At 66.5% G+C, this 18,741-nt stretch carries 20 protein-coding genes; 7 read left to right on the top strand and 13 right to left on the bottom strand.

Going from position 1 to position 18,741, the window contains the following annotated elements:
• Window positions 1-18 precede the first annotated feature (18 nt).
• Together ACAD63_RS19775 and erpA are read left to right on the top strand one after the other, a co-directional pair.
• Entirely contained in the window at window positions 19-516 is a 498-nt protein-coding gene (locus ACAD63_RS19775) for a bactofilin family protein (protein WP_133093724.1), read from the top strand.
• A gap of 101 nt (window positions 517-617) precedes the next feature.
• Window positions 618-986, top strand: a complete 369-nt coding sequence (gene erpA, locus ACAD63_RS19770) for an iron-sulfur cluster insertion protein ErpA (protein ID WP_010813904.1) — start codon at window positions 618-620, stop codon at window positions 984-986.
• Between the two features lie 59 nt (window positions 987-1,045).
• On the opposite strand, the gene ACAD63_RS19765 is transcribed toward erpA, so the two are convergent.
• Complete coding sequence (locus ACAD63_RS19765; protein ID WP_133093725.1) at window positions 1,046-1,855, bottom strand: phytanoyl-CoA dioxygenase family protein; 810 nt, start codon at window positions 1,853-1,855, stop codon at window positions 1,046-1,048.
• Window positions 1,856-1,945: 90 nt separating this feature from the next.
• Here ACAD63_RS19765 and ACAD63_RS19760 point away from each other — a divergent pair, with 90 nt between their 5' ends.
• Complete coding sequence (locus ACAD63_RS19760) at window positions 1,946-2,863, top strand: LysR family transcriptional regulator (RefSeq protein WP_434033190.1); 918 nt, start codon at window positions 1,946-1,948, stop codon at window positions 2,861-2,863.
• On the opposite strand, the gene ACAD63_RS19755 is transcribed toward ACAD63_RS19760, so the two are convergent.
• The gene (locus ACAD63_RS19755; protein WP_434034026.1) at window positions 2,851-3,936 is read right to left on the bottom strand and encodes an anhydro-N-acetylmuramic acid kinase; all 1,086 of its coding nucleotides are present in this window, start codon (window positions 3,934-3,936) and stop codon (window positions 2,851-2,853) included. The two genes, ACAD63_RS19760 and ACAD63_RS19755, sit on opposite strands and share 13 nt — an antisense overlap.
• A 52-nt stretch (window positions 3,937-3,988) precedes the next feature.
• Window positions 3,989-5,383 carry a M23 family metallopeptidase gene (locus tag ACAD63_RS19750; RefSeq protein ID WP_133093728.1) on the bottom strand — a complete coding sequence of 465 codons (1,395 nt, stop codon included), beginning with the start codon at window positions 5,381-5,383 and terminating at the stop codon, window positions 3,989-3,991.
• Between the two features lie 271 nt (window positions 5,384-5,654).
• Here ACAD63_RS19750 and tyrS point away from each other — a divergent pair, with 271 nt between their 5' ends.
• From tyrS to ACAD63_RS19730, 4 genes are all read left to right on the top strand, one after another.
• Window positions 5,655-6,896, top strand: coding sequence for a tyrosine--tRNA ligase (tyrS, locus tag ACAD63_RS19745; protein WP_133093729.1), 1,242 nt, complete (start codon window positions 5,655-5,657; stop codon window positions 6,894-6,896).
• A 10-nt stretch (window positions 6,897-6,906) separates the two neighbouring features.
• Complete coding sequence (gene dtd, locus ACAD63_RS19740) at window positions 6,907-7,368, top strand: D-aminoacyl-tRNA deacylase (RefSeq protein ID WP_434033189.1); 462 nt, start codon at window positions 6,907-6,909, stop codon at window positions 7,366-7,368.
• Window positions 7,369-7,447: 79 nt separating this feature from the next.
• On the top strand, window positions 7,448-8,095 hold the full coding sequence (locus tag ACAD63_RS19735; RefSeq protein ID WP_135704462.1) for a YbhB/YbcL family Raf kinase inhibitor-like protein: 648 nt from the start codon (window positions 7,448-7,450) through the stop codon (window positions 8,093-8,095).
• 29 nt (window positions 8,096-8,124) lie between these two features.
• On the top strand, window positions 8,125-8,799 hold the full coding sequence (locus tag ACAD63_RS19730) for a histidine phosphatase family protein (protein WP_133093732.1): 675 nt from the start codon (window positions 8,125-8,127) through the stop codon (window positions 8,797-8,799).
• Between the two features lie 40 nt (window positions 8,800-8,839).
• Here ACAD63_RS19730 and ACAD63_RS19725 read toward each other — a convergent pair whose 3' ends face one another.
• The 10 genes from ACAD63_RS19725 to dusB form a co-directional block, all read right to left on the bottom strand.
• Entirely contained in the window at window positions 8,840-9,565 is a 726-nt protein-coding gene (locus tag ACAD63_RS19725; protein ID WP_133093733.1) for a queuosine precursor transporter, read from the bottom strand.
• A gap of 175 nt (window positions 9,566-9,740) precedes the next feature.
• On the bottom strand, window positions 9,741-10,325 hold the full coding sequence (locus ACAD63_RS19720; RefSeq protein ID WP_133093734.1) for a BPSL1445 family SYLF domain-containing lipoprotein: 585 nt from the start codon (window positions 10,323-10,325) through the stop codon (window positions 9,741-9,743).
• A 44-nt stretch (window positions 10,326-10,369) separates the two neighbouring features.
• Window positions 10,370-10,984, bottom strand: coding sequence for a hypothetical protein (locus ACAD63_RS19715; protein ID WP_240745920.1), 615 nt, complete (start codon window positions 10,982-10,984; stop codon window positions 10,370-10,372).
• Window positions 10,985-11,198: 214 nt separating this feature from the next.
• Window positions 11,199-12,254: a Holliday junction branch migration DNA helicase RuvB gene (gene ruvB, locus ACAD63_RS19710; RefSeq protein ID WP_133093735.1), complete on the bottom strand. Its 1,056-nt coding sequence runs from the start codon at window positions 12,252-12,254 to the stop codon at window positions 11,199-11,201.
• A gap of 46 nt (window positions 12,255-12,300) precedes the next feature.
• Window positions 12,301-12,882: a Holliday junction branch migration protein RuvA gene (gene ruvA / locus ACAD63_RS19705; protein WP_133093736.1), complete on the bottom strand. Its 582-nt coding sequence runs from the start codon at window positions 12,880-12,882 to the stop codon at window positions 12,301-12,303.
• Window positions 12,883-12,956: 74 nt separating this feature from the next.
• The gene (locus ACAD63_RS19700; protein ID WP_434034025.1) at window positions 12,957-14,135 is read right to left on the bottom strand and encodes a glycerophosphodiester phosphodiesterase; all 1,179 of its coding nucleotides are present in this window, start codon (window positions 14,133-14,135) and stop codon (window positions 12,957-12,959) included.
• A 91-nt stretch (window positions 14,136-14,226) separates the two neighbouring features.
• Window positions 14,227-14,772, bottom strand: coding sequence for a crossover junction endodeoxyribonuclease RuvC (ruvC, locus tag ACAD63_RS19695; RefSeq protein WP_133093737.1), 546 nt, complete (start codon window positions 14,770-14,772; stop codon window positions 14,227-14,229).
• Between the two features lie 846 nt (window positions 14,773-15,618).
• On the bottom strand, window positions 15,619-17,193 hold the full coding sequence (gene purH / locus ACAD63_RS19690; protein WP_063236800.1) for a bifunctional phosphoribosylaminoimidazolecarboxamide formyltransferase/IMP cyclohydrolase: 1,575 nt from the start codon (window positions 17,191-17,193) through the stop codon (window positions 15,619-15,621).
• A gap of 22 nt (window positions 17,194-17,215) precedes the next feature.
• Entirely contained in the window at window positions 17,216-17,449 is a 234-nt protein-coding gene (locus ACAD63_RS19685) for a Fis family transcriptional regulator (protein ID WP_019447044.1), read from the bottom strand.
• Window positions 17,446-18,513 (bottom strand): tRNA dihydrouridine synthase DusB, encoded by a 1,068-nt coding sequence (dusB, locus tag ACAD63_RS19680; protein WP_133093738.1) that lies wholly within the window; start codon window positions 18,511-18,513, stop codon window positions 17,446-17,448. The genes ACAD63_RS19685 and dusB overlap by 4 nt, the downstream gene beginning before the upstream one ends.
• Window positions 18,514-18,741 lie beyond the last annotated feature (228 nt).

Below are 18,741 nucleotides of genomic sequence, written 5' to 3'. Positions count from 1 at the left end.
ACGAGAGAGGAGTGAGCGATGTTGTTTTCGAAGAAGAAGGGCCTTTCGATCGATACGCTGATCGGCGCAGACACCGCCATCGACGGCGACCTGGTGTTTGCCGGAGGCCTGCGGCTGGATGGGCGTGTGCGCGGCAACGTCACCGCGGCGCCGGGCAAGGCAAGCATGCTGGTGGTCAGCGAGAAGGGTATGGTCGAAGGCGAGATCAGCGTCGGCCACCTGGTGCTGAATGGCACGGTGAAGGGGCCGGTGCAAGCGACCGACCTGCTGGAGTTGCAGCCGCAGGCCCGCGTGCTGGGAGACGTGCGTTATGCGGCGCTGGAGATGCACCAGGGAGCACTGGTCGAAGGGAGGCTGGTGCCGCTGGCACAGGGCGCGGCCGGTGAAGTCAAGGCGTTGCCCAACGTGATCGATGGCGGTGCCGTAACGGAAGTGACGGAAAAGACGGCTGAAACAGATGCTGCGGACGACGAAACTCCGCCAGACGCAGCCAGTCCCACCGAAAAGGCCGCCTGAGCGGCCTGCCGCACGTCCGGAAACCCTTGAAAACAAAGGGGTTCGGCACGATCTTCCAGTAGCGCTTAGAATACAGGCGTATCTAAACAGGAGAACACCCCATGAACGCAGTCGCAGAGGCACCCGTTACCGAGGACGTGCCGGCACCGTTCGTCTTTACCGACAGCGCCGCCGACAAGGTCAAGCAGTTGATCGAGGAAGAGGGCAATGCCGAGCTGAAACTGCGCGTGTTCGTGCAGGGCGGCGGCTGCTCGGGCTTCCAGTACGGCTTTACCTTCGACGAGGAAGTCAACGAAGACGACACCACCATGGTCAAGAACGGCGTCACCCTGCTGATCGACTCGATGAGCTACCAGTACCTGGTCGGCGCCGAGATCGACTACAAGGAAGACATCAACGGCGCCCAGTTTGTGATCAAGAACCCGAATGCCTCGACCACCTGCGGTTGCGGCTCGTCGTTCTCGGTCTGAGCGGTTCCGCCCCCAAAAAAACGCACCTTCGGGTGCGTTTTTTTGTTTCGGGATCGTGACTACTGGCCGGCGCGCCAGACCACCGGAAACCAGTCCTCGCGCAAGCGCTCGCCGGTCTGCTGGCCGATGCCGGGAAACGGGGGCGAGGTACGTCCCGGCCGTTGCATGAAGCGCACGTCGTCCCCAAGGAAACGCGCCGAGAACGCGCGCCGGCGGCCGGTGCCGGTATTGCCCGCGGCGCCGTGCACGGTGCGGAAGTCGAATACCACCGCATCGCCCGGTTCCAGTTCGGGCGCAAGCAGCGTGTGGCTGCCGTCCTCGACATCCGGCATGTCCATGAATGCACTGTCATCGTTGCCCTGGCCGCCATAGAAGCTTTCGTTGCTGGCCCAGCGCCTGGGCCGTACCAGCCGCGGCCAGCGATGCGAGCCGGCCACCACGCGCAGCGTATTGGCCTGCGTGACGGGATCCAGCGGGATCCAGTAGCTCGCGGTCTGGGTGCCGTCGACGCAGTAGTAGGGCAGGTCCTGGTGCCACGGCGTGGGCTTGGCCGTGCCAGGCTCCTTCACCAGGATGTGTTCGTGGAACACCTGCACGGCCTGCGATTGCATGATGCGGCCGGCGATGGACCCCGCCGCGGACTGGCGGATAAAAGCATCGAACGGCGCGATGCGCTGCCAATTGCAGTAGTCCTCGAAAAAGCGCCCGCCTTCGCCGGGCCGTACGTTCTCGATGGCGAAAGGGCCAGGCTCGGCCAGGTTCTGCGCGAAGCCTTCGCGCAGGGTCTCGATCCACTCCGCGAACGCGCCGCGCAGCACCAGCACGCCGTCGCGCTGGTAGGTATCGATCTGTTCCTGGGTAATTTCCATGGCGGGGGCTCCGTTTGACGATGCTCGCAGTATCGGCATCCGTCATGGATAGGAAAAGCATATATTTCCTATGGTGTGATATAGGAAAATATGATCCCTTTCTCTTTCCGCCAGCTCGAGTACTTCGTCGCCGCCGCCGAGCACGGCAGCATCAGCGCGGCGGCGCGCGCCCGCCATGTGTCGCAGCCGTCTGTATCGACCGCGATCGCACAGCTGGAAGACACGCTGGGAGAGCCGCTGTTCCGGCGCCAGGTCAGCCGCGGCCTGGCGCTGACGCCGGCCGGCCAGCGCCTGCTTGGCCGTGCGCGCGACATATTGGCGCTGGCGGCGGGCCTGACTACCGACGAAGCGGGCGAGCGCGGCCTGAGCGGCCAGTTGTCGCTGACGTGTTTCCAGGACCTGGGGCCGTATTTCGTGCCGCGCCTGCTGGCCGGCTTCCGCGAGCGGCACCCCCGGGTCTCGGTGACGCTGTTCGAGGCTGACCTCGCCACCGTGCACCGCGCGCTGCAGGCCGGCAAGGCGGAACTGGCGCTGACCTACGACCTCGGGCTGGATGCCCGCACCGAGCGCTGCACACTTGCGCAACTGCCCCCCTACGCGCTGCTGCCCGCTGGACACGCGCTGGCGCACAGCGCAGATGTGAGCCTGGCCGACCTTGCCCGCGAGCGTCTGATCCTGGAGGACATCCCGCAGACTCGCGAGTACTTCCTGTCGCTGTTCTGGGCGGATGGTTTGCACCCGGCACTGCACCAGTACACGCAGACCTTCGAGATGCAGCGCGGACTGGTCGCGCACGGCTACGGCGTGGCGCTGTCTTGCACCCGGCCGGCGGGGGACCACAGCTACGACGGCATGTCGATCGCCTGCCTGCCGCTACGCGAGCCGGTGACGCCGCAGCGCGTGGTGCTGGCGCGCTCGCCGGCCATGCGGCCGTCGCCGCTGGCGCAGGCATTCATGACGTATGTGGAGGAGGGCGGCGCCGGCGCGGAAGCGGTTCAGCGCGGATAGATCGCGCCCAGCACGCGCTGGCCGGCAGCGCCGGTCACGGTTGGCACGTTGCCAGGCAGGCGCAGCGTGCACTGGCGCGCCAGCCAGGCAAAGGCGATGGCTTCCACCTGAGAGACCGGCACGCCGTAGTGTTCCGAGGTTTCGATGGCCACGCCAGGCAGCGCCTGCGCCAGCCGCGTCATCACGAAGGCGTTACGGGCGCCGCCGCCGCAGACCACGAGGCGCCTTGCGTCACGCGCATGGGTACGGATGTCGCGCGCGATGGCTTCGGCGGTCAGCGCCGCCAGCGTCGCCTGCACGTCATCAGGCGCGAGGTGCCCGAAAGCCTGCAGCTGGATATCGAGCCAGCCGGGATGGAACAGGTCGCGGCCGGTGCTCTTGGGCGGCGGCGCGCTGAAGTAAGGATCCGCCAGGCACCGCGCCAGCAGCGCATCGTCGACGCGCCCGCTGGCCGCCCAGTCGCCATTGCTGTCGAACGGCAGCTCGCGGTGGCGATGGATCCAGTAGTCGAGCAGCGCATTGCCCGGGCCGCAGTCGAAACCGCTGACGGCGCCGGTGGCAGGCAGGATGCTGATATTGGAAATGCCGCCGATATTGCAGGCGACACGAGTCTCGACGTCGCTGCCGAACAGCGCATGATGCAGCGCCGGCACCAGCGGTGCGCCCTGGCCGCCGGCGGCGACGTCGCGGCTGCGGAAGTCCGCCACCACATCGATGCCGGTGAGTTCGGCCAACCGGGCCGGATGCTGGCTCTGGCGCGTGTAGCCGATGCCGTCGTACAGGCCGGGCCGGTGCCGGATGGTCTGGCCATGCGCGCCGATGGCGGCGACCGCGGAGGCCGGCACGCCGGCCTCGCGCAGCAGCGTGGCCACGCAGGCGGCGTAGACCTCGGCCAGCGCATTGGCCGCCAGTGCCTCGCGGTGGATCTCGTTCTCGCCCGGCTGCTGCAGGGCGCCGTATGCGGCGCGCAGCGCCTCGGGGAAAGGTTCGCTGGCGGCGGCCAGTACTTCCGGCCGCGCGCCGCTGAAATCGACCAGCACCGCATCGGCACCGTCCATGCTGGTGCCGGACATGATGCCGATATAGCGTTCGCTGCCTGGCTCGGGCGGGGTCACGGTCGGCGCGTCAGTTGGAAGCGGTCAGCACGTTGTAGGCACGCAGCGCATTGATGCGGCTGAGCAGCCCGCTGGTGTAGGTCTGGAATTCCTGGCGCGACTTGCCGCTCAGCGGCGGGGATTCCATCAGCGTGATGGTCAGCGGGTTCTGCGGCACGTCGTTGAAGCGGAACTCATAGTGCAGGTGCGGCCCGGTAGCCCAGCCGGTCGAGCCGACATAGCCGATCAGCTGGCCTTGCCGCACCGGCTGGCCCTGGCGCATGCCGGCAAAGCCGGACAGGTGCGCGTAGTAGGTCGAGTAGCCGTTGGCATGGCTCAGGATGACGATGTTGCCGTAGCCGTTCTGCTGGCCGACGAATTCGACCACGCCATCGCCGGTGGCCAGCACCTTGGTGCCGGTCGGGGCGGCGAAGTCCACGCCCTTGTGCTGGGCCCAGTCGTGGTGCAGCGGATGCTCGCGGCCGCCGAAGCCCGACGACACGCGCGAGAACTCCACCGGCGAACGCAGGAACGGCCGCTTCATGCTGCGCCCGTCGAACGTGTAATAGGCGCCGGCGCCATCCTTGCCATCTTCGGGCGAGAACCACAGCGCCTGGTGCAGCTGGTTACGGTTGATCAGTTCGATCGCGATCACGCGGCCGTTGCGCACGAAGGTGCCGTCGCGGAAGCCGGCTTCATAGATGATGCGGAAGCGGTCGCCGCTGGCGATATCGTGGTGGAAGTCGATCACGCCGGAGAAGATCGACAGCATCTGCTGCACGACCTCGTCGGGCACGTTGGCCGCGTCCATGGCCTTGAAGAAGCCGGCGCCGGAAATCGCGCCCGACGCCATCTCGTAGTGCACGTCGTTGTCGACGCGCTGGACCTTGGCCTTGTAGGCGGCGGTGCCGTTGCCGGTGGCCGCGCGCACGCGCTCGATCACCAGCTCCCGCGAGGCCGCGGCGTCGCCGCCGAGGTTGGCCTGCAGCGACACCAGCATGTTGCTTTCGTCGATCTCCGCTTGCACCGCCTGGCCGGGGTTCAGGCTGAACAGCCCGCGCGCGGTGGGGTTCTTGACGATAAAGGCTTGCGCATCGGGATCGTCCACGCCGAGACGGCGCAGCAGGCTGCCGATGGTGTCGCCGCGCTGCATGCGCTCTTCGCGCACGTACACGGCCTGGCTGTCGGTCAGCAGGTCGAGCTGCTCGCGCACGTCGGGCATGCGCAGGGGCTGCTCGGTGCGCGGGGCGAGAGGATCGTCGAAGGCGCTGCGCGGTGCCACGCCCATCGCCGCGGCCATGCCGAGCGTAAAGATTGCACCCACCGAGGCAGTGAGTTGCTTGCGCCGGCGCGCATGCTGGGGGTTGGTTGGGTCAACAAGAACCACCAGCTCGCGCGCGAAAACTTCGCGGAGTCTTGACCACATCACGTAAAATTCAACCTTGGTCTGAGCACCGCTGCTGCAACGATGTGTCTCGTCTGCCTTCCTCCCCCGAGGTGCGGCGCGTGCTGTTCACTTTATCGGGTCACCTGCATCGGATCGCGGCATCGATTCGTATCGAAGGCTGCGACAGGTGACGATTGGCGCACAGGATAGGCTCCTGCTGGCGCCGGGAAAGGCGGGATTATACCAAAAACCGCTGCTCGCGGCTGTCGGAATCTTTCCTAAAATTTCATGTATTTCAAAGACTTACGTCATGACTGAAGTTTCCACGGGCCCCGCGGCCAAATACCCCTTGACGCCGTCGGTGATGCACGCCCTGGAGGTCTCCAAGCGCGGCTGCGACGAACTTCTGATCGAATCCGAGTGGGCGCAGAAGCTGGCGCGCAGCGAGGCCACCGGCGTGCCGCTGCGCATCAAGCTGGGCCTGGACCCGACCGCGCCAGACATCCATATCGGCCACACCGTGGTGCTGAACAAGCTGCGCCAGCTGCAGGATCTCGGCCACCAGGTGATCTTCCTGATCGGCGATTTCACCTCGACCATCGGCGATCCGTCGGGCCGCAACAGCACGCGCCCGCCGCTGACGCGCGAGCAGATCGAGGCCAACGCGCAGACCTACTACCGCCAGGCCAGCCTGGTGCTGGACCCGGCCCGCACCGAGATCCGCTACAACAGCGAGTGGTGCGACCCGCTGGGCGCGCGCGGCATGATCCAGCTGGCCGCCAAGTACACCGTGGCCCGGATGATGGAGCGCGACGACTTCACCAAGCGGTTCCGCTCCGGGATTCCGATCTCGGTGCATGAGTTCCTCTACCCGCTGATGCAGGGCTATGACTCGGTCGCGCTCAAGTCCGACCTGGAGCTCGGCGGCACCGACCAGAAGTTCAACCTGCTGGTCGGCCGCGAGCTGCAGAAGGAATATGGCCAGGAGCCGCAGTGCATCCTGACCATGCCGCTGCTGGTGGGCCTGGACGGCGTCGAGAAGATGTCCAAGTCCAAGGGCAACTACGTCGGCGTGACCGAGGCGCCCAACGACATGTTCGGCAAGCTGATGAGCATCTCGGACGACCTGATGTGGCAGTACTACACGTTGCTGTCGTTCCGCCCGCTTGCCGAGATCGACCTGATGAAGCAGGAAATCGCCGCGGGCCGCAACCCGCGCGACTGCAAGGTGCTGTTGGCGCAGGAGATCGTGGCGCGCTTCCACAGCCAGGCCGATGCCGAGAAGGCGCTGGAAGACTTCAACCACCGCGCCCGCGGCGGCGTGCCCGACGATATCCCCGCGGTCAGCCTGGAAGGTGCCCCGCTGGGCATCGCGCAGCTGCTCAAGCAGGCCAACCTGGTACCGTCCACGTCCGAGGCCAACCGCAATATCGAGCAGGGCGGTGTCAAGATCGACGGTGCCACGGTCAGCGATAAGGCCACCAGGGTCGCCGCCGGCACCTACGTCGTGCAGGTCGGCAAGCGCCGCTTCGCGCGCGTGACGCTGTCCTGAGGCGGCGGGCATGATTGCGCTGATCCAGCGTGTCGCGCAGGCCCGCGTGACCGTCGAGGGCCGCACCACCGGCGAGATCGGCGCCGGCCTGCTGGCACTGGTCTGCGCCGAGCGCGGCGACACCGAGGCGCAGGCCGAGCGCCTGCTTGCCAAGATGCTGTCGTACCGGGTGTTTTCGGATGCCGCCGGCAAGATGAACCTGCCGGTGCAGGACATGGACGGCAACGGCAATGCCGGCGGCCTGCTGGTGGTGTCGCAGTTCACACTCGCGGCCGACACCAACAGCGGCACGCGGCCCAGCTTCACGCCGGCGGCCTCGCCGGAAGAAGGCAAGCGGTTGTACGAACATTTCGTGGCGAAGGCGCGCGCGGCGCATCCGCAGGTGCAGACCGGCGAGTTCGGCGCGATGATGCAGGTCAGCCTGGTCAACGACGGGCCGGTCACGTTCTGGCTGCGGGTGCCGCCGGCCTGATGCCGAGCGCCAGACCGCAGATCGCAAGACAGATCCCAAGCTGCCGCGCCCCGGCGCGTCATCAAGACAGGAGAGACAAATGAAACTCTGGAGCAAGTCCTTCAACGACAACGCGCCGATCCCTGGCGAGTTTGCTTTCTGCGTGCCCGATGCCGCCAGCCACGTGGCCTTGTCGGCCAACCGCAATCCCGACCTGCACTGGGAAGACGCGCCGGTCGAGACGCGCTCGTTCGTACTTATCTGCCATGACCGCGACGTGCCCAGCAAGGGCGACGACGTCAACCAGGAAGGCCGCGAAGTGCCGGCCTCGCTGCCGCGCGTGGACTTTTTCCACTGGGTGCTGGTCGACATTCCGCCGGGCCTGAGCTCGATCGCGGCCGCCTCGCACAGCGATGGCGTGATCGCGCGCGGCAAGCCGGGTCCCGAGGCCACCGGCGGCACCGCCACCGCGGGTGGCCTGCGCCACGGCATCAACGACTACACCGGCTGGTTCGCCGGCGATGCCGACATGAAGGGCGACTATTTCGGCTATGACGGCCCGTGCCCGCCGTGGAACGACACGCTGCTGCACCACTACGTGTTCACGCTGTATGCGCTGGACATCGACCGCGTGCCGCTGGATGGCACCTTCACAGGCGCGCAGGTGCGCGATGCGATCCAGGGCCACGTGCTGGCGCAGGCCAGCCTGACCGGCACCTACACGCTCAATCCCAAGCTGGCGCAGTAAGCGGCTTCAAGGAAACCGAAGGAATCGGCATGTCGCTAAGCTCCGGGCTGCAATCGCTGGCCTTTACCCACCTGATCGTAATCCGCCATGGCGAAACGGCCTGGAACCGGGAGCGCCGGCTGCAAGGCCAGCTCGATATTCCGCTGAACGAGACCGGCCGCGCCCAGGCGCGCGCGCTGGCTGCCGCGCTGGCCGGCGAGCCGATCGATGCGGTGTATTCCAGCGACCTGTCGCGGGCCATGGAAACCGCTGCGCCGCTCGCCGAAGCGCTCGGGCTGCAGATCCGCCCCGACGCGCGCCTGCGCGAACGCAGCTACGGCACCCTGCAGGGCAAGACCTACGCCGAAGTGGCCGAGGACCTGCCCGAAGACTTTGCCCGCTGGCAGGCGCGCGTGCCGGACTACGCGCCGCCGCAGGGCGAATCGCTGCTCGGTTTCCACGAGCGCACCGTCGACGCCGTGCTGGCGCTGTCGCGCCGCCATCCCGGCGAGCGCATCGCGCTGGTCGCGCACGGCGGCGTGCTCGACTGCCTGTACCGCGAGGCCACCGGCATGACGCTGGAAGCGCCGCGCCAGCATGAGTTGCTCAATGCCAGTGTCAACCGGCTGCGCAGTGACAGCTCGCACCTGACGCTGGCGGCGTGGGGGGACGTGAGCCACCTGGAAAACCTGGCGCTGGACGAGGTGGACCGGCGAGTGCCTTGAAGCTTTGGATGTTCCTTCTCCCGCCCGGCGGGAGAGGGCTTCAGACCCTCACGCGGAACGGCGTGAAGTCGGTATGCCGGTCGAAGTAGTCCTCGTTCTCCGCCCGCTTCAGGAACCCAACCACCTTGTACGTCACCGGCGTCATCACGACTTCCCAGCCGGTCTTCAGCACATACTGCGCCACGGCGACCTGGACTACCTTTTCCAGCGGCCAGATGCCATAGAAGGCGATCACGTAAAACAGCGACGAATCCACCAGTTCGCCCGCCAGGGTCGAGCCGATCGTGCGCGTCCACAGCCACCGCCCCCCTGTCCACAGCTTCATCTTGGCCAGCACATAGCTGTTGGTGAAACTGCCGCAGCAGAATGCGATCAGCGACCCAAGCGCGATACGCCAGGTGTTGCCAAACACATCCTGCAAGCTCTTCTGATAGTCCGCCATGAATGGCGCGACCGGCATGTTTAGCACCACCAGGCTCATGAAGGTGGCGAACGCCAGCGCGGCAAAGCCGGCCCAGACCACGCGCCGGTCACGGCCATAGCCGTAGACCTCGGTCAGCACGTCGCCAAAGATGTACGAAATCGGAAAGAACAGCACGCCGGCGCCGAAGGTCACCGTGCCGATCACGGGCAGCGTCACCTGCGCCGCCTTGGCCGCGCCGATCAGGTTCGAACACAGCAGCACGGTGACGAACGCCACCATGACGAAGTCATAGTAGCGGTAGACGCGGCCCGGTTGGGTCGTGCTGGCGGGGACGGCGGACATGGGGGCTCCCGGTCGGACGCGCTGGCGCGGTATTTTGGGCGCGATTATGCCAGCGGGCCGCGGATTCCGTCGTGCCTGCCGCGGACCGGTCCAAGCGTTGCTGCGGCCGCCTGAAATGAAGATTCCCGGCCGAAGCCGGGAATTTCGGATGCAGCGGCGCAGCCGGGTGGCCGCGTCAGATCTCCAGCTTGCTGATCTTGGAGCCGTTCACCGAGACGTCGAACATCAGGCCGGCATTGGTCTGCACGAAGGCAATCACCGGCTGCTGGCTGGTCAGCGTGTCGAGCCTGCCGTCCGCCCCGACCTTGGCCACCGCCACGTTGGCATCGGCGCCGGCGGTCCAGCCCTTGCTGGCAACAAACTTGTTGTAGGCCTCCGGGGTCATGAACATGATGATGACGGCCTTGGACTGCCCGCCGGCGGTCAGCCCGACCGAGGCCTGCGTGGTGCTGTAGTAGCCGACCGTCGCACCCTTCGATCGCAGCGCACCCTCGCCGTATTCGCCGCCTACCACCAGGCCGGCCGAGATGACACGCGGGAACACCAGGACCCCCTGCGCACGCTGCGCCAGGTCGCGTGCGCCGGCGTTGGCCGCGAACAGCCGGTTCAACGCCCCGTCCACCCCGGCATCGATTTCCTGCTTCTTGGCGACCGGGTCTTTCGAGGCGCTGGTGCCGGTGGTGGTGCAGCCTGCCGCCATTGCGGTGGCAACGAGCAGGCCCGAGCCGGCAACCCGGGTAACAAAGTGGCGACGATTCATAGGTAACCTCCTGGTGGGGAAAAGTACCGCGCCCGGCACGGTGTTTAGTTGGCTGCGGCCGCCGCCGGTGCCTTGACCGTGATGGCCACCACTTCACGATAGACGAGCTTGGCCATCTGTCCGCGCTTGATCTGGTTCAGGTCGATGGCGGGATCCTCGACCTTGACGGTGCGCAGCGTCTCGCGCGGTCCACGGAACGTGACCAGGCGCTTGGCCGGATCGACCTTGGTGATCTCGGCGGTGACCGTGGTGGTGATCTCGCGCGCGATGCCGGGCTTGCCGCCTTCGGCGGCGCGCGTGGTGCGGTCAACCTGCTCGGCCATGGCCGTGGTCTTGCTGTCGAGCGGCTCCAGCGATGCCACCAGGGCCGCGCCCCGGGTCACGGTGACGATGTCGCCCTTGCGCACCTGGCCGAAGTTCTTCGCTTCGTCGCCCGCGACCAGTTCGACCACATTGCCGCGCGGGCCTTGCACCAGCACCGCCTTGGAGTTGGGATCGATATCAATGATCTTGCCGCTGATCACGGCTTCTTCGGCGACGCCGACGGGACCCTGCGCACGCTGGGCGTTGGCGTTCCCGGCAGCCAGCAGCGCCAATGCGGCACTGGCCAGGGTGGCGGCGAGAAGGGACGAGGCGGAGCGGCGCAGGCGACGGCTCATGGCATTCCTTGCAGGTTCGGAAACCGGTTCACAATGGCGCCGCAACCGCGGGGCAACCTTGGGCTGCCTACTGGACGGTCATCGGCGGGCACCGGCAGGTGCCGATGAAGCCATTGTGGACAATGGGCCATGGGCCAGCAATCCACTTCGAAAAAATTTGGGGCGCGAGATTAAAACGTTTAATTGGCTGATGCCGACGCCCCGTCGCCGCGCCTTACTGCCCGTCGAACAACTCGCCGCCGCCAGGCTGCGGCGACGCCAGCCCGAAATGCCGGTAGGCTGCCGCCGTGGCCACGCGCCCGCGTGGCGTGCGCTGCAGGTAGCCCTGCTGGATCAGGTAGGGCTCGAGCACGTCCTCGATGGTGTCGCGCTCCTCGCCGATGGCCGCGGCCAGGTTGTCCACGCCCACCGGGCCCCCGCCGAACTTGTGCAGCACCGCTTCCAGCAATTTGCGGTCCATCAGGTCGAAGCCGACGCGGTCGACGTCGAGCATGGCCAGCGCGGCATCGGCCATCTCGCGCGTGATGGTGCCGTCGCCCTTGACCTCGGCATAGTCGCGCACGCGGCGCAGCAGCCGGTTGGCGATACGCGGGGTGCCGCGCGCGCGCCGCGCGATCTCCAGCGCGCCCAGCGGATCGATGCTGGCGTGCAGCAACTGCGCCGAACGCGTGACGATGCGCGCCAGTTCCTCGGCGTTGTAGAACTCCAGCCGCGCCACGATGCCGAAGCGGTCGCGCAGCGGATTGGTCAGCATGCCGGCGCGCGTGGTGGCGCCCACCAGCGTGAACGGCTGCAGGTCGAGCTTGACCGAACGGGCCGCCGGGCCTTCGCCGATCATGATGTCGATCTGGTAGTCCTCCAGCGCCGGGTACAGGATCTCCTCGACGACCGGAGACAGCCGGTGGATCTCGTCGATGAAGAGCACGTCGTTGGCTTCCAGGTTGGTCAGCAGCGCCGCCAGGTCGCCCGGGCGCTCCAGCACCGGCCCAGACGTTTGGCGCAGGCCCACGCCCATCTCGCGCGCGATGATATGGGCCAGCGTGGTCTTGCCCAGCCCCGGCGGGCCGAACAGCAGCACGTGGTCGAGCGCCTCGCGCCGCTTGCGCGCGGCGTGCATGAAGATATCGAGCTGCCCGCGCACCTTTTCCTGGCCGACGTACTCGTCCAGCAGCTTGGGCCGCAGCGCGCGCTCGAACGCCTCCTCCTGCGACGAGGCGGGGGTGGCGGAAATTACGCGGGCGGGGGCGGAAAGCTTGTCGGTCTCGATCATGGCGCTGATGGGGGATACCCCGGAAAACACCCCGCCATTCTACGCCTCAGCCCTTGGACAAGGCCTTGAGCGCCAGCTTGATGCCCTCGGACACGCCGGTGCCAGCCGGCACCTGCTTGATTGCCGAGGCGGCTTCCTTTTCCGAGTAGCCCAGCGCAAGCAGCGCGTTGAGCACATCGACGGCGCTGTCGGGCACCGCCGCGGCGCCGGGCGCATGCCCCAGTTCCGCGCCCAGCTTGCCCTTGAGCTCGAGCAGCAGCCGCTCGGCGGTCTTCTTGCCGATGCCCGGCACGCGCGTCAGCCGGCCCGCTTCCTGCAGCGTGATCGCCTGCGCCAGCTCGGATACCGACATGCCCGACAGTACCGCCAGCGCCATGCGCGCGCCGATGCCGCTGATCTTGATCAGCTCGCGGAAGGTATTGCGCTCGGCCGCCGTGCCGAAGCCGTACAGCAGGTGCGCGTCCTCGCGCACGATCAGCTGGGTCAGCAGCGTGACCGGCTGGCCCGACGCCGGCAGGTTATAGAAGGTGCTCATCGGTACGTCGACCTCATAGCCGACGCCATGGCAGTCGACCAGCAGGTGCGGGGGATTCTTCTCGATGAGGGTGCCGGCGATGCGTCCGATCATGTCTGGGCTTGTTGGGTAGGGGATGAAGCGGCCGCAAGTGTACCTCGCGGCCGCATTGCTGCCATCTTGCCGCCTCAGCGATTTGCATCGACCGCGCGGCGCCCCAGCGCCGGGTCGTCGGTGAAGAAGCCATCGACGCCGGCCGCGATGAACGCTTCCAGCTCCCGCACCATGCCCGACGGGCTGCGCGTGGCCTCGTCGCCGCCGGTCTGCAGCGCCTTGGGCAGGAAGCTGTTCTCCGGGCGGAACGTGTAGGGATGGACGAACAGGCTGGCGGCATGGGCCTGGCGGACCAACGCGGTCGGCGCGGCGAGCGCGCCCTGGGCGTCGCGCGGCACGACGCTGCTTTTCTCCGGGCCGATGCCGTCGGCGTAGGACGCCACCTCCCGCAGGCCAGTCGTATTCAGCATGTCGCCGAAGGTGCGGTTGTCGCCGGCGAGCTTCCAGTCGGCGGGACTCTTGCGCGGGTTGCCGACCAGTTGCACCAGCCTGACGTTGGGCTGCGCATGCCCGAACGTGCGGCGCAGCGCGCGCAAGCTGCCGCCTTCGAAGCACTGGATGAACAGCGGTGCCTGGCGGAGGTAAGGCTGGGCGCGCACCGCGGCGGCGAGCTTGTCTTCCATGGGCAGGCCGATGCCGCGGAAATAGCTCGGATGCTTCAGCTCGGCGTAGATGCCGATGGGTTTGCCGGTGCGAAGCGATGCCTGCTCGGCAAGGCGAACAATCTCATCGAAGGTGGGAATCTCGAACTGGTCGTTCAGCCGCGCATTGGCCGGGCGCAGGCGCGGGATGCGCTCGCGCGCGCGCAGCGTCTTGAGTTCGGCCAGCGTGAAGTCTTCGGTGAACCAGCCGGTCAGGCGCTCGCCGTCGATGACCTTGGTGCGCTTGCGGTCGGCGAATTGCGCCACGTCGGCGACATTGGTGGTGCCGGTGATGTCGTTTTCGTGGCGGGCCACCAGTACGCCGTCGCGGGTCATGACGAGGTCGGGCTCGATCGCATCGGCGCCGTCCTCGATCGCCTTGGTGTAGGCGGCCAGCGTGTGTTCGGGGCGCAGCGCGCTGGCGCCGCGATGGGCGACGACCAGCGCCTTCGGTTTCTCCGCGGCGGGGGGTTGCTGCGGCGTGCCTGTTGCCGGGGCCGGCGCCGGCGGCGCATGGGGTTTCGGCCGGGGCGCGGTGACACAGCCGGCGACCAGCATGGCGCCGGCAGCGGCCGCGGTGACCGGGATCCGCCAGCGCCGCAAGGCAAGCATTACGGGGCGGACGAGGACATCAATCTGGGTGGGCATTCAGTATTCCTGCGGGAAGTCGAATGCCTGATTGTAAGAGACTCGGGATGCTGGCTCAGCCGACCAGCCGGCCGCGTCGCACACGCATGCCCTTGCGCGCCAGTTCCGGGGCCATGCCGGCCAGTGTGCCCAGCGTATTGCCGCCGTTGGCATGGCAAATGGCCACGCCCAGCGCATCGGCCGCGTCGCTGCCGGGCTGGCCTGGCAGCATCAGCAGGCGGGTCACCATCTCCTGGACCTGCGCCTTGTTGGCGCGGCCGTAGCCGACCACTGCGACCTTCAGCTGCAGCGCGGTGTATTCGAATACCGGCAGGCCGTAGCCGACCAGCCCGCAGATCGCTGCGCCGCGGGCCTGCCCGAGCAGCAGCGTGGATTGCGGGTTGACGTTGACGAAGACCTTTTCGATCGCGGCGCAGTCGGGGGCATAAGTGCGGGAGATCTCGCTGATGCCGTCGTAAAGCGTCTTCAGCCGTTCCGGCAGGCTCTCGTTGCCGTTGCTCTTGATCGTGCCCGAGGCGATGTAGGCAAGCTTGTTGCCTTGTTTCTCGATCACGCCAAAGCCGGTGGTGCGGAGGCCGGGGTCGATGCCTAGGATTCGCATTTTGGGTTGAATTGGTGTTCGGTTTTGGCGCTGTGGTCGCTGTTGGTGACATGCTGTCGGCCGTTGAACCGCCTGGTTCCGCCCTCCTGGGCGGGTCACTTTTTGTCCGAGCGACAAAAAGTAACCAAAAAGCGCGTTTACGGCCCTGCGGGCGGGCACTCTTATCGTAGTATGCGGCGGTTTTCGTACGGGGCTTTGCTTCGTTGCAGAGCAGGACTGGCTGACGCCGTGGTGCGCCACGGTGGCTCGGCGTTGAAGCGATGTTTGGACGAGCCCAGAGCTGGGCGTGGCCCCTGCTGCCGGCGGCGACGTAGGAACGCCTACGGCTGCGCTGCGCGCCGGTCCTAAGGGCAGGGCTGCCGCCCACGTTCTCGCCTGGGCTTCGGGCCCGGCGTCTTTCACGACGGCGCTGTACGAGCGCAGCGACGCACTCCGTGCCCGAGCCCTAAATCCCGGATACTGCCGGCGCGCAGCGCAGCCGTAGGCGTCCCCGCGTTGACACCGGCAGCAGGCGGCCTACGCCCGGCATGGGGATCGTTCAATAGTGGGTCGACGCAGCCACTATCCCAGACTCACCTGGCGTAGCAGGTTCGAACCACCAGCCCCCATCGAACGGAAATCACCACCACCCGAACCACCCACGCCGATGAATTGATAGCCAGCCGCTCAGGCGACGCGTTTTTTGGTTACTTTTTGTCGCTCGGACAAAAAGTGACCCGCCCAGGAGGGCGGAACCAGGCGGTTCAACGGCCGACAGCATGTCATCAACAGCGACAAAGCAGCTTCAACGGCCGACAGCATGTCACCAACAGCGACCAGCCCAGCCGTCAAACAAAACAAAACCGCTTAATGCCTGAAATGCCGCGTCCCAGTCAGCACCATCGCAATCCCCCGCTCATCCGCCGCAGCAATCACCTCATCATCCCGCACCGACCCACCCGGCTGAATCACGCAGGTAGCACCCGCATCCACAACAACATCCAACCCATCACGGAACGGGAAAAACGCATCCGATGCCACCGCGGAACCAGCCAGCGTCAGCCCGGCATTCTGCGCCTTGATGCTGGCAATCCGAGCCGAATCCACACGGCTCATCTGCCCGGCACCAACACCCAGCGTCATGCCACCACCACAGAACACGATGGCATTGGACTTGACGAACTTCGCCACCCGCCACGCAAACATCAGGTCATCCATTTCCTTCGGCGTCGGATGACGGCGCGTCACCACGCGCAACTCCGAAGGCTGCACATTCTTGGCATCCGGGCTCTGCACCAGCAGGCCGCCGCCAACACGCTTGAAGTCGAACTGGTTGATGCCCTTGCCCAGCGGAATCTCCAGCAGCCGCACGTTCTGCTTGGCCGCGAACACTGCGCGCGCGGCGGCGCTGAACGACGGCGCGATCAGCACTTCGACGAACTGCTTGGCCACCGCCTGCGCAGCGGCTTCGTCCAGCTCCACGTTGAAAGCGATGATGCCGCCGAAGGCCGAGGTCGAATCGGTCTTGAACGCTTTCTCATACGCTTCCAGCGCGTTGGCACCCAGCGCCACGCCGCACGGATTGGCGTGCTTGATGATGACGCAGGCAGCCCCATTGGCCGCATCGAACGACTTCACGCATTCCCACGCCGCATCGGCGTCGGCGATGTTGTTGTACGACAGCTCCTTGCCCTGCAGCTGCACGTAGTTGGCCAGCGCGCCATCCACCGCCTTCAGGTCCCGGTAGAACGCCGCCGATTGATGCGGGTTCTCGCCGTAGCGCATTTCCTGGACCTTGTCGAACGCCAGGTTCAGCGTCTGCGGGTAGGCGCTGCGGGCCTGGTGCGACTTGTCGGCACCCAGGCTGGTCAGGTAGTTGGTGATGGCACCGTCGTACTGCGCCGTGTGCGCGAACACCTTGGTCGCCAGGCGGAAGTTGGTGTCATAGCCAACCGCATTGCCGTTGGCACGCATTTCGTCGAGCACCACGGCGTAGTCGGCCGGATCGACGATCACGGTCACGTCGCGGTGGTTCTTGGCCGCCGAGCGCAGCATGGTCGGGCCGCCGATGTCGATGTTCTCGATCGCGTCCGGCAGCGTGCAGTCATCCTTGGCCACGGTCTGCTGGAACGGGTACAGGTTCACCACCAGCAGGTCGATCGTGGGGATGTTGTGCTCGGCCAGCGCGGCCATGTGCTCGGGCAGGTCGCGGCGCGCCAGGATGCCGCCGTGGACCTTCGGGTGCAGCGTCTTGACGCGGCCGTCGAGCATTTCCGGGAAGCCGGTGTAGTCGGCCACCTCCGTCACGGGCAGGCCGCTGTCGGCCAGCAGCTTGGCGGTGCCGCCGGTGGAAAGCAGCGTCACGCCGAGCGCGTTCAGTTCGCGCGCGAATTCGACGATGCCGGTCTTGTCGGATACGGAAAGGAGGGCTTGCTTGATCATGGCTGTGGGAAACGCTTCAAATTCAAAGTAAACCGTGCTGCTGCAGCTTCTTGCGCAGCGTGTTGCGATTGATGCCCAGATAGGCGGCCGCCAGCGACTGGTTGCGCTCGGCGCGCACCATCACGGCTTCCAGCAGCGGCCGTTCGACGGCCTCGAGCACCATGTTGTACATATTGGACGGCTCTTCACCGTCCAGGTCGCGAAAATACGTGTCCAGGCTATCCCGGATGCACTGGTCGATAGCGTTGCGGCTCATGCGGCAAGCAACTCCCCGTTATTGTTGTTGTTCGCTTCGTCTTTATCTTGTTTGCCCTGCTCGTCGTCCACGTACACCAGCCGGTCCGAGTACTGCGCCTGCTCGTCGAAGAAGGCGTTGACCGCTGCCAGTTGCTCGGTGGTGGATTCCAGCGTGTTCATCCGGTGCCGGAACAGGTTCGCGCCGCGCAGGCCGCGCGTGTACCAGGCAATATGCTTGCGCGCGGTGCGCACGCCGGTGAACTCGCCGTAGAAGGCGTAGTGGTCTTCCAGGTGCGCGTTCATGATCGCGCGGATCTCGGCCACCTCCGGCGACGGCAGCATTTCGCCGGTCTTCAGGAAGTGCTCGATTTCACGGAACAGCCACGGCCGGCCCTGCGCCGCGCGGCCGATCATGATCGCGTCCGCGCCGGTCAGCGCCAGCACCTGCTTTGCCTTCTGCGGCGTGGTGATGTCGCCGTTGGCGACCACCGGAATCGAGATCGCTGCCTTGACCGCGGCAATGGTCTCGTACTCGGCGTCGCCGTGGTACAGGTCGGCGCGGGTGCGCCCGTGGATGGTGAGCATGCTGATGCCCGCGTCCTCGACCATGCGCGCGATGCGCAGCGCATTGCGGTTCTCGCGGTTCCACCCGGTGCGGATCTTCAGCGTGACCGGCACGCGCTCGCCGACGGCGGCGACCACCGCCTCGACGATGCGCACCACCAGCGGCTCGTTCTGCAGGAGCGCAGAGCCGGCGGCCACGTTGCACACCTTCTTGGCCGGGCAGCCCATGTTGATATCGATGATCTGCGCGCCCCGGTCGACGTTGTAGCGCGCCGCCTCGGCCATCATCGACGGCTCGGCACCGGCGATCTGCACGGAGATGGGCTCGACCTCGCCGGCGTGGTTGGCGCGGCGCATGGTCTTTTCGCTTTTCCACAGCTGTGCGTTGGACGCCACCATTTCCGACACCGCATAGCCGGCGCCGAGCTGCTTGCACAGCTGGCGGAACGGCCGGTCCGTCACGCCCGCCATGGGGGCGACAAACAGGTTGTTGCGGAGTTGGTGAGGTCCGATCTGCACGATAGAGCGACGATAGCGCGGGTTCTGCTGGGGGCCCTGCCGCCCTGGCGGCGCGCGCGCCGCCGACGGGATCGGGATGGCCTGCTCTGGCTCGGGAGCACTTGTGGCGATCGGGCGAAACAGAGACGAAACGGAAAAACATGCCCCTGCCGAAACTGCTGCCGGCGATGGATCGGGACATGTGCGAGGCCGAGATTCTACCGCCAAACGGGAGTGACTGCCCAAGAA

This window comes from Cupriavidus sp. a3 (assembly GCF_051015765.1).
Taxonomy (GTDB): domain Bacteria; phylum Pseudomonadota; class Gammaproteobacteria; order Burkholderiales; family Burkholderiaceae; genus Cupriavidus; species Cupriavidus oxalaticus_A.
Note: the sequence above shows the minus strand (reverse complement) of the source record. Positions and strands in the feature narration are given on the sequence as shown.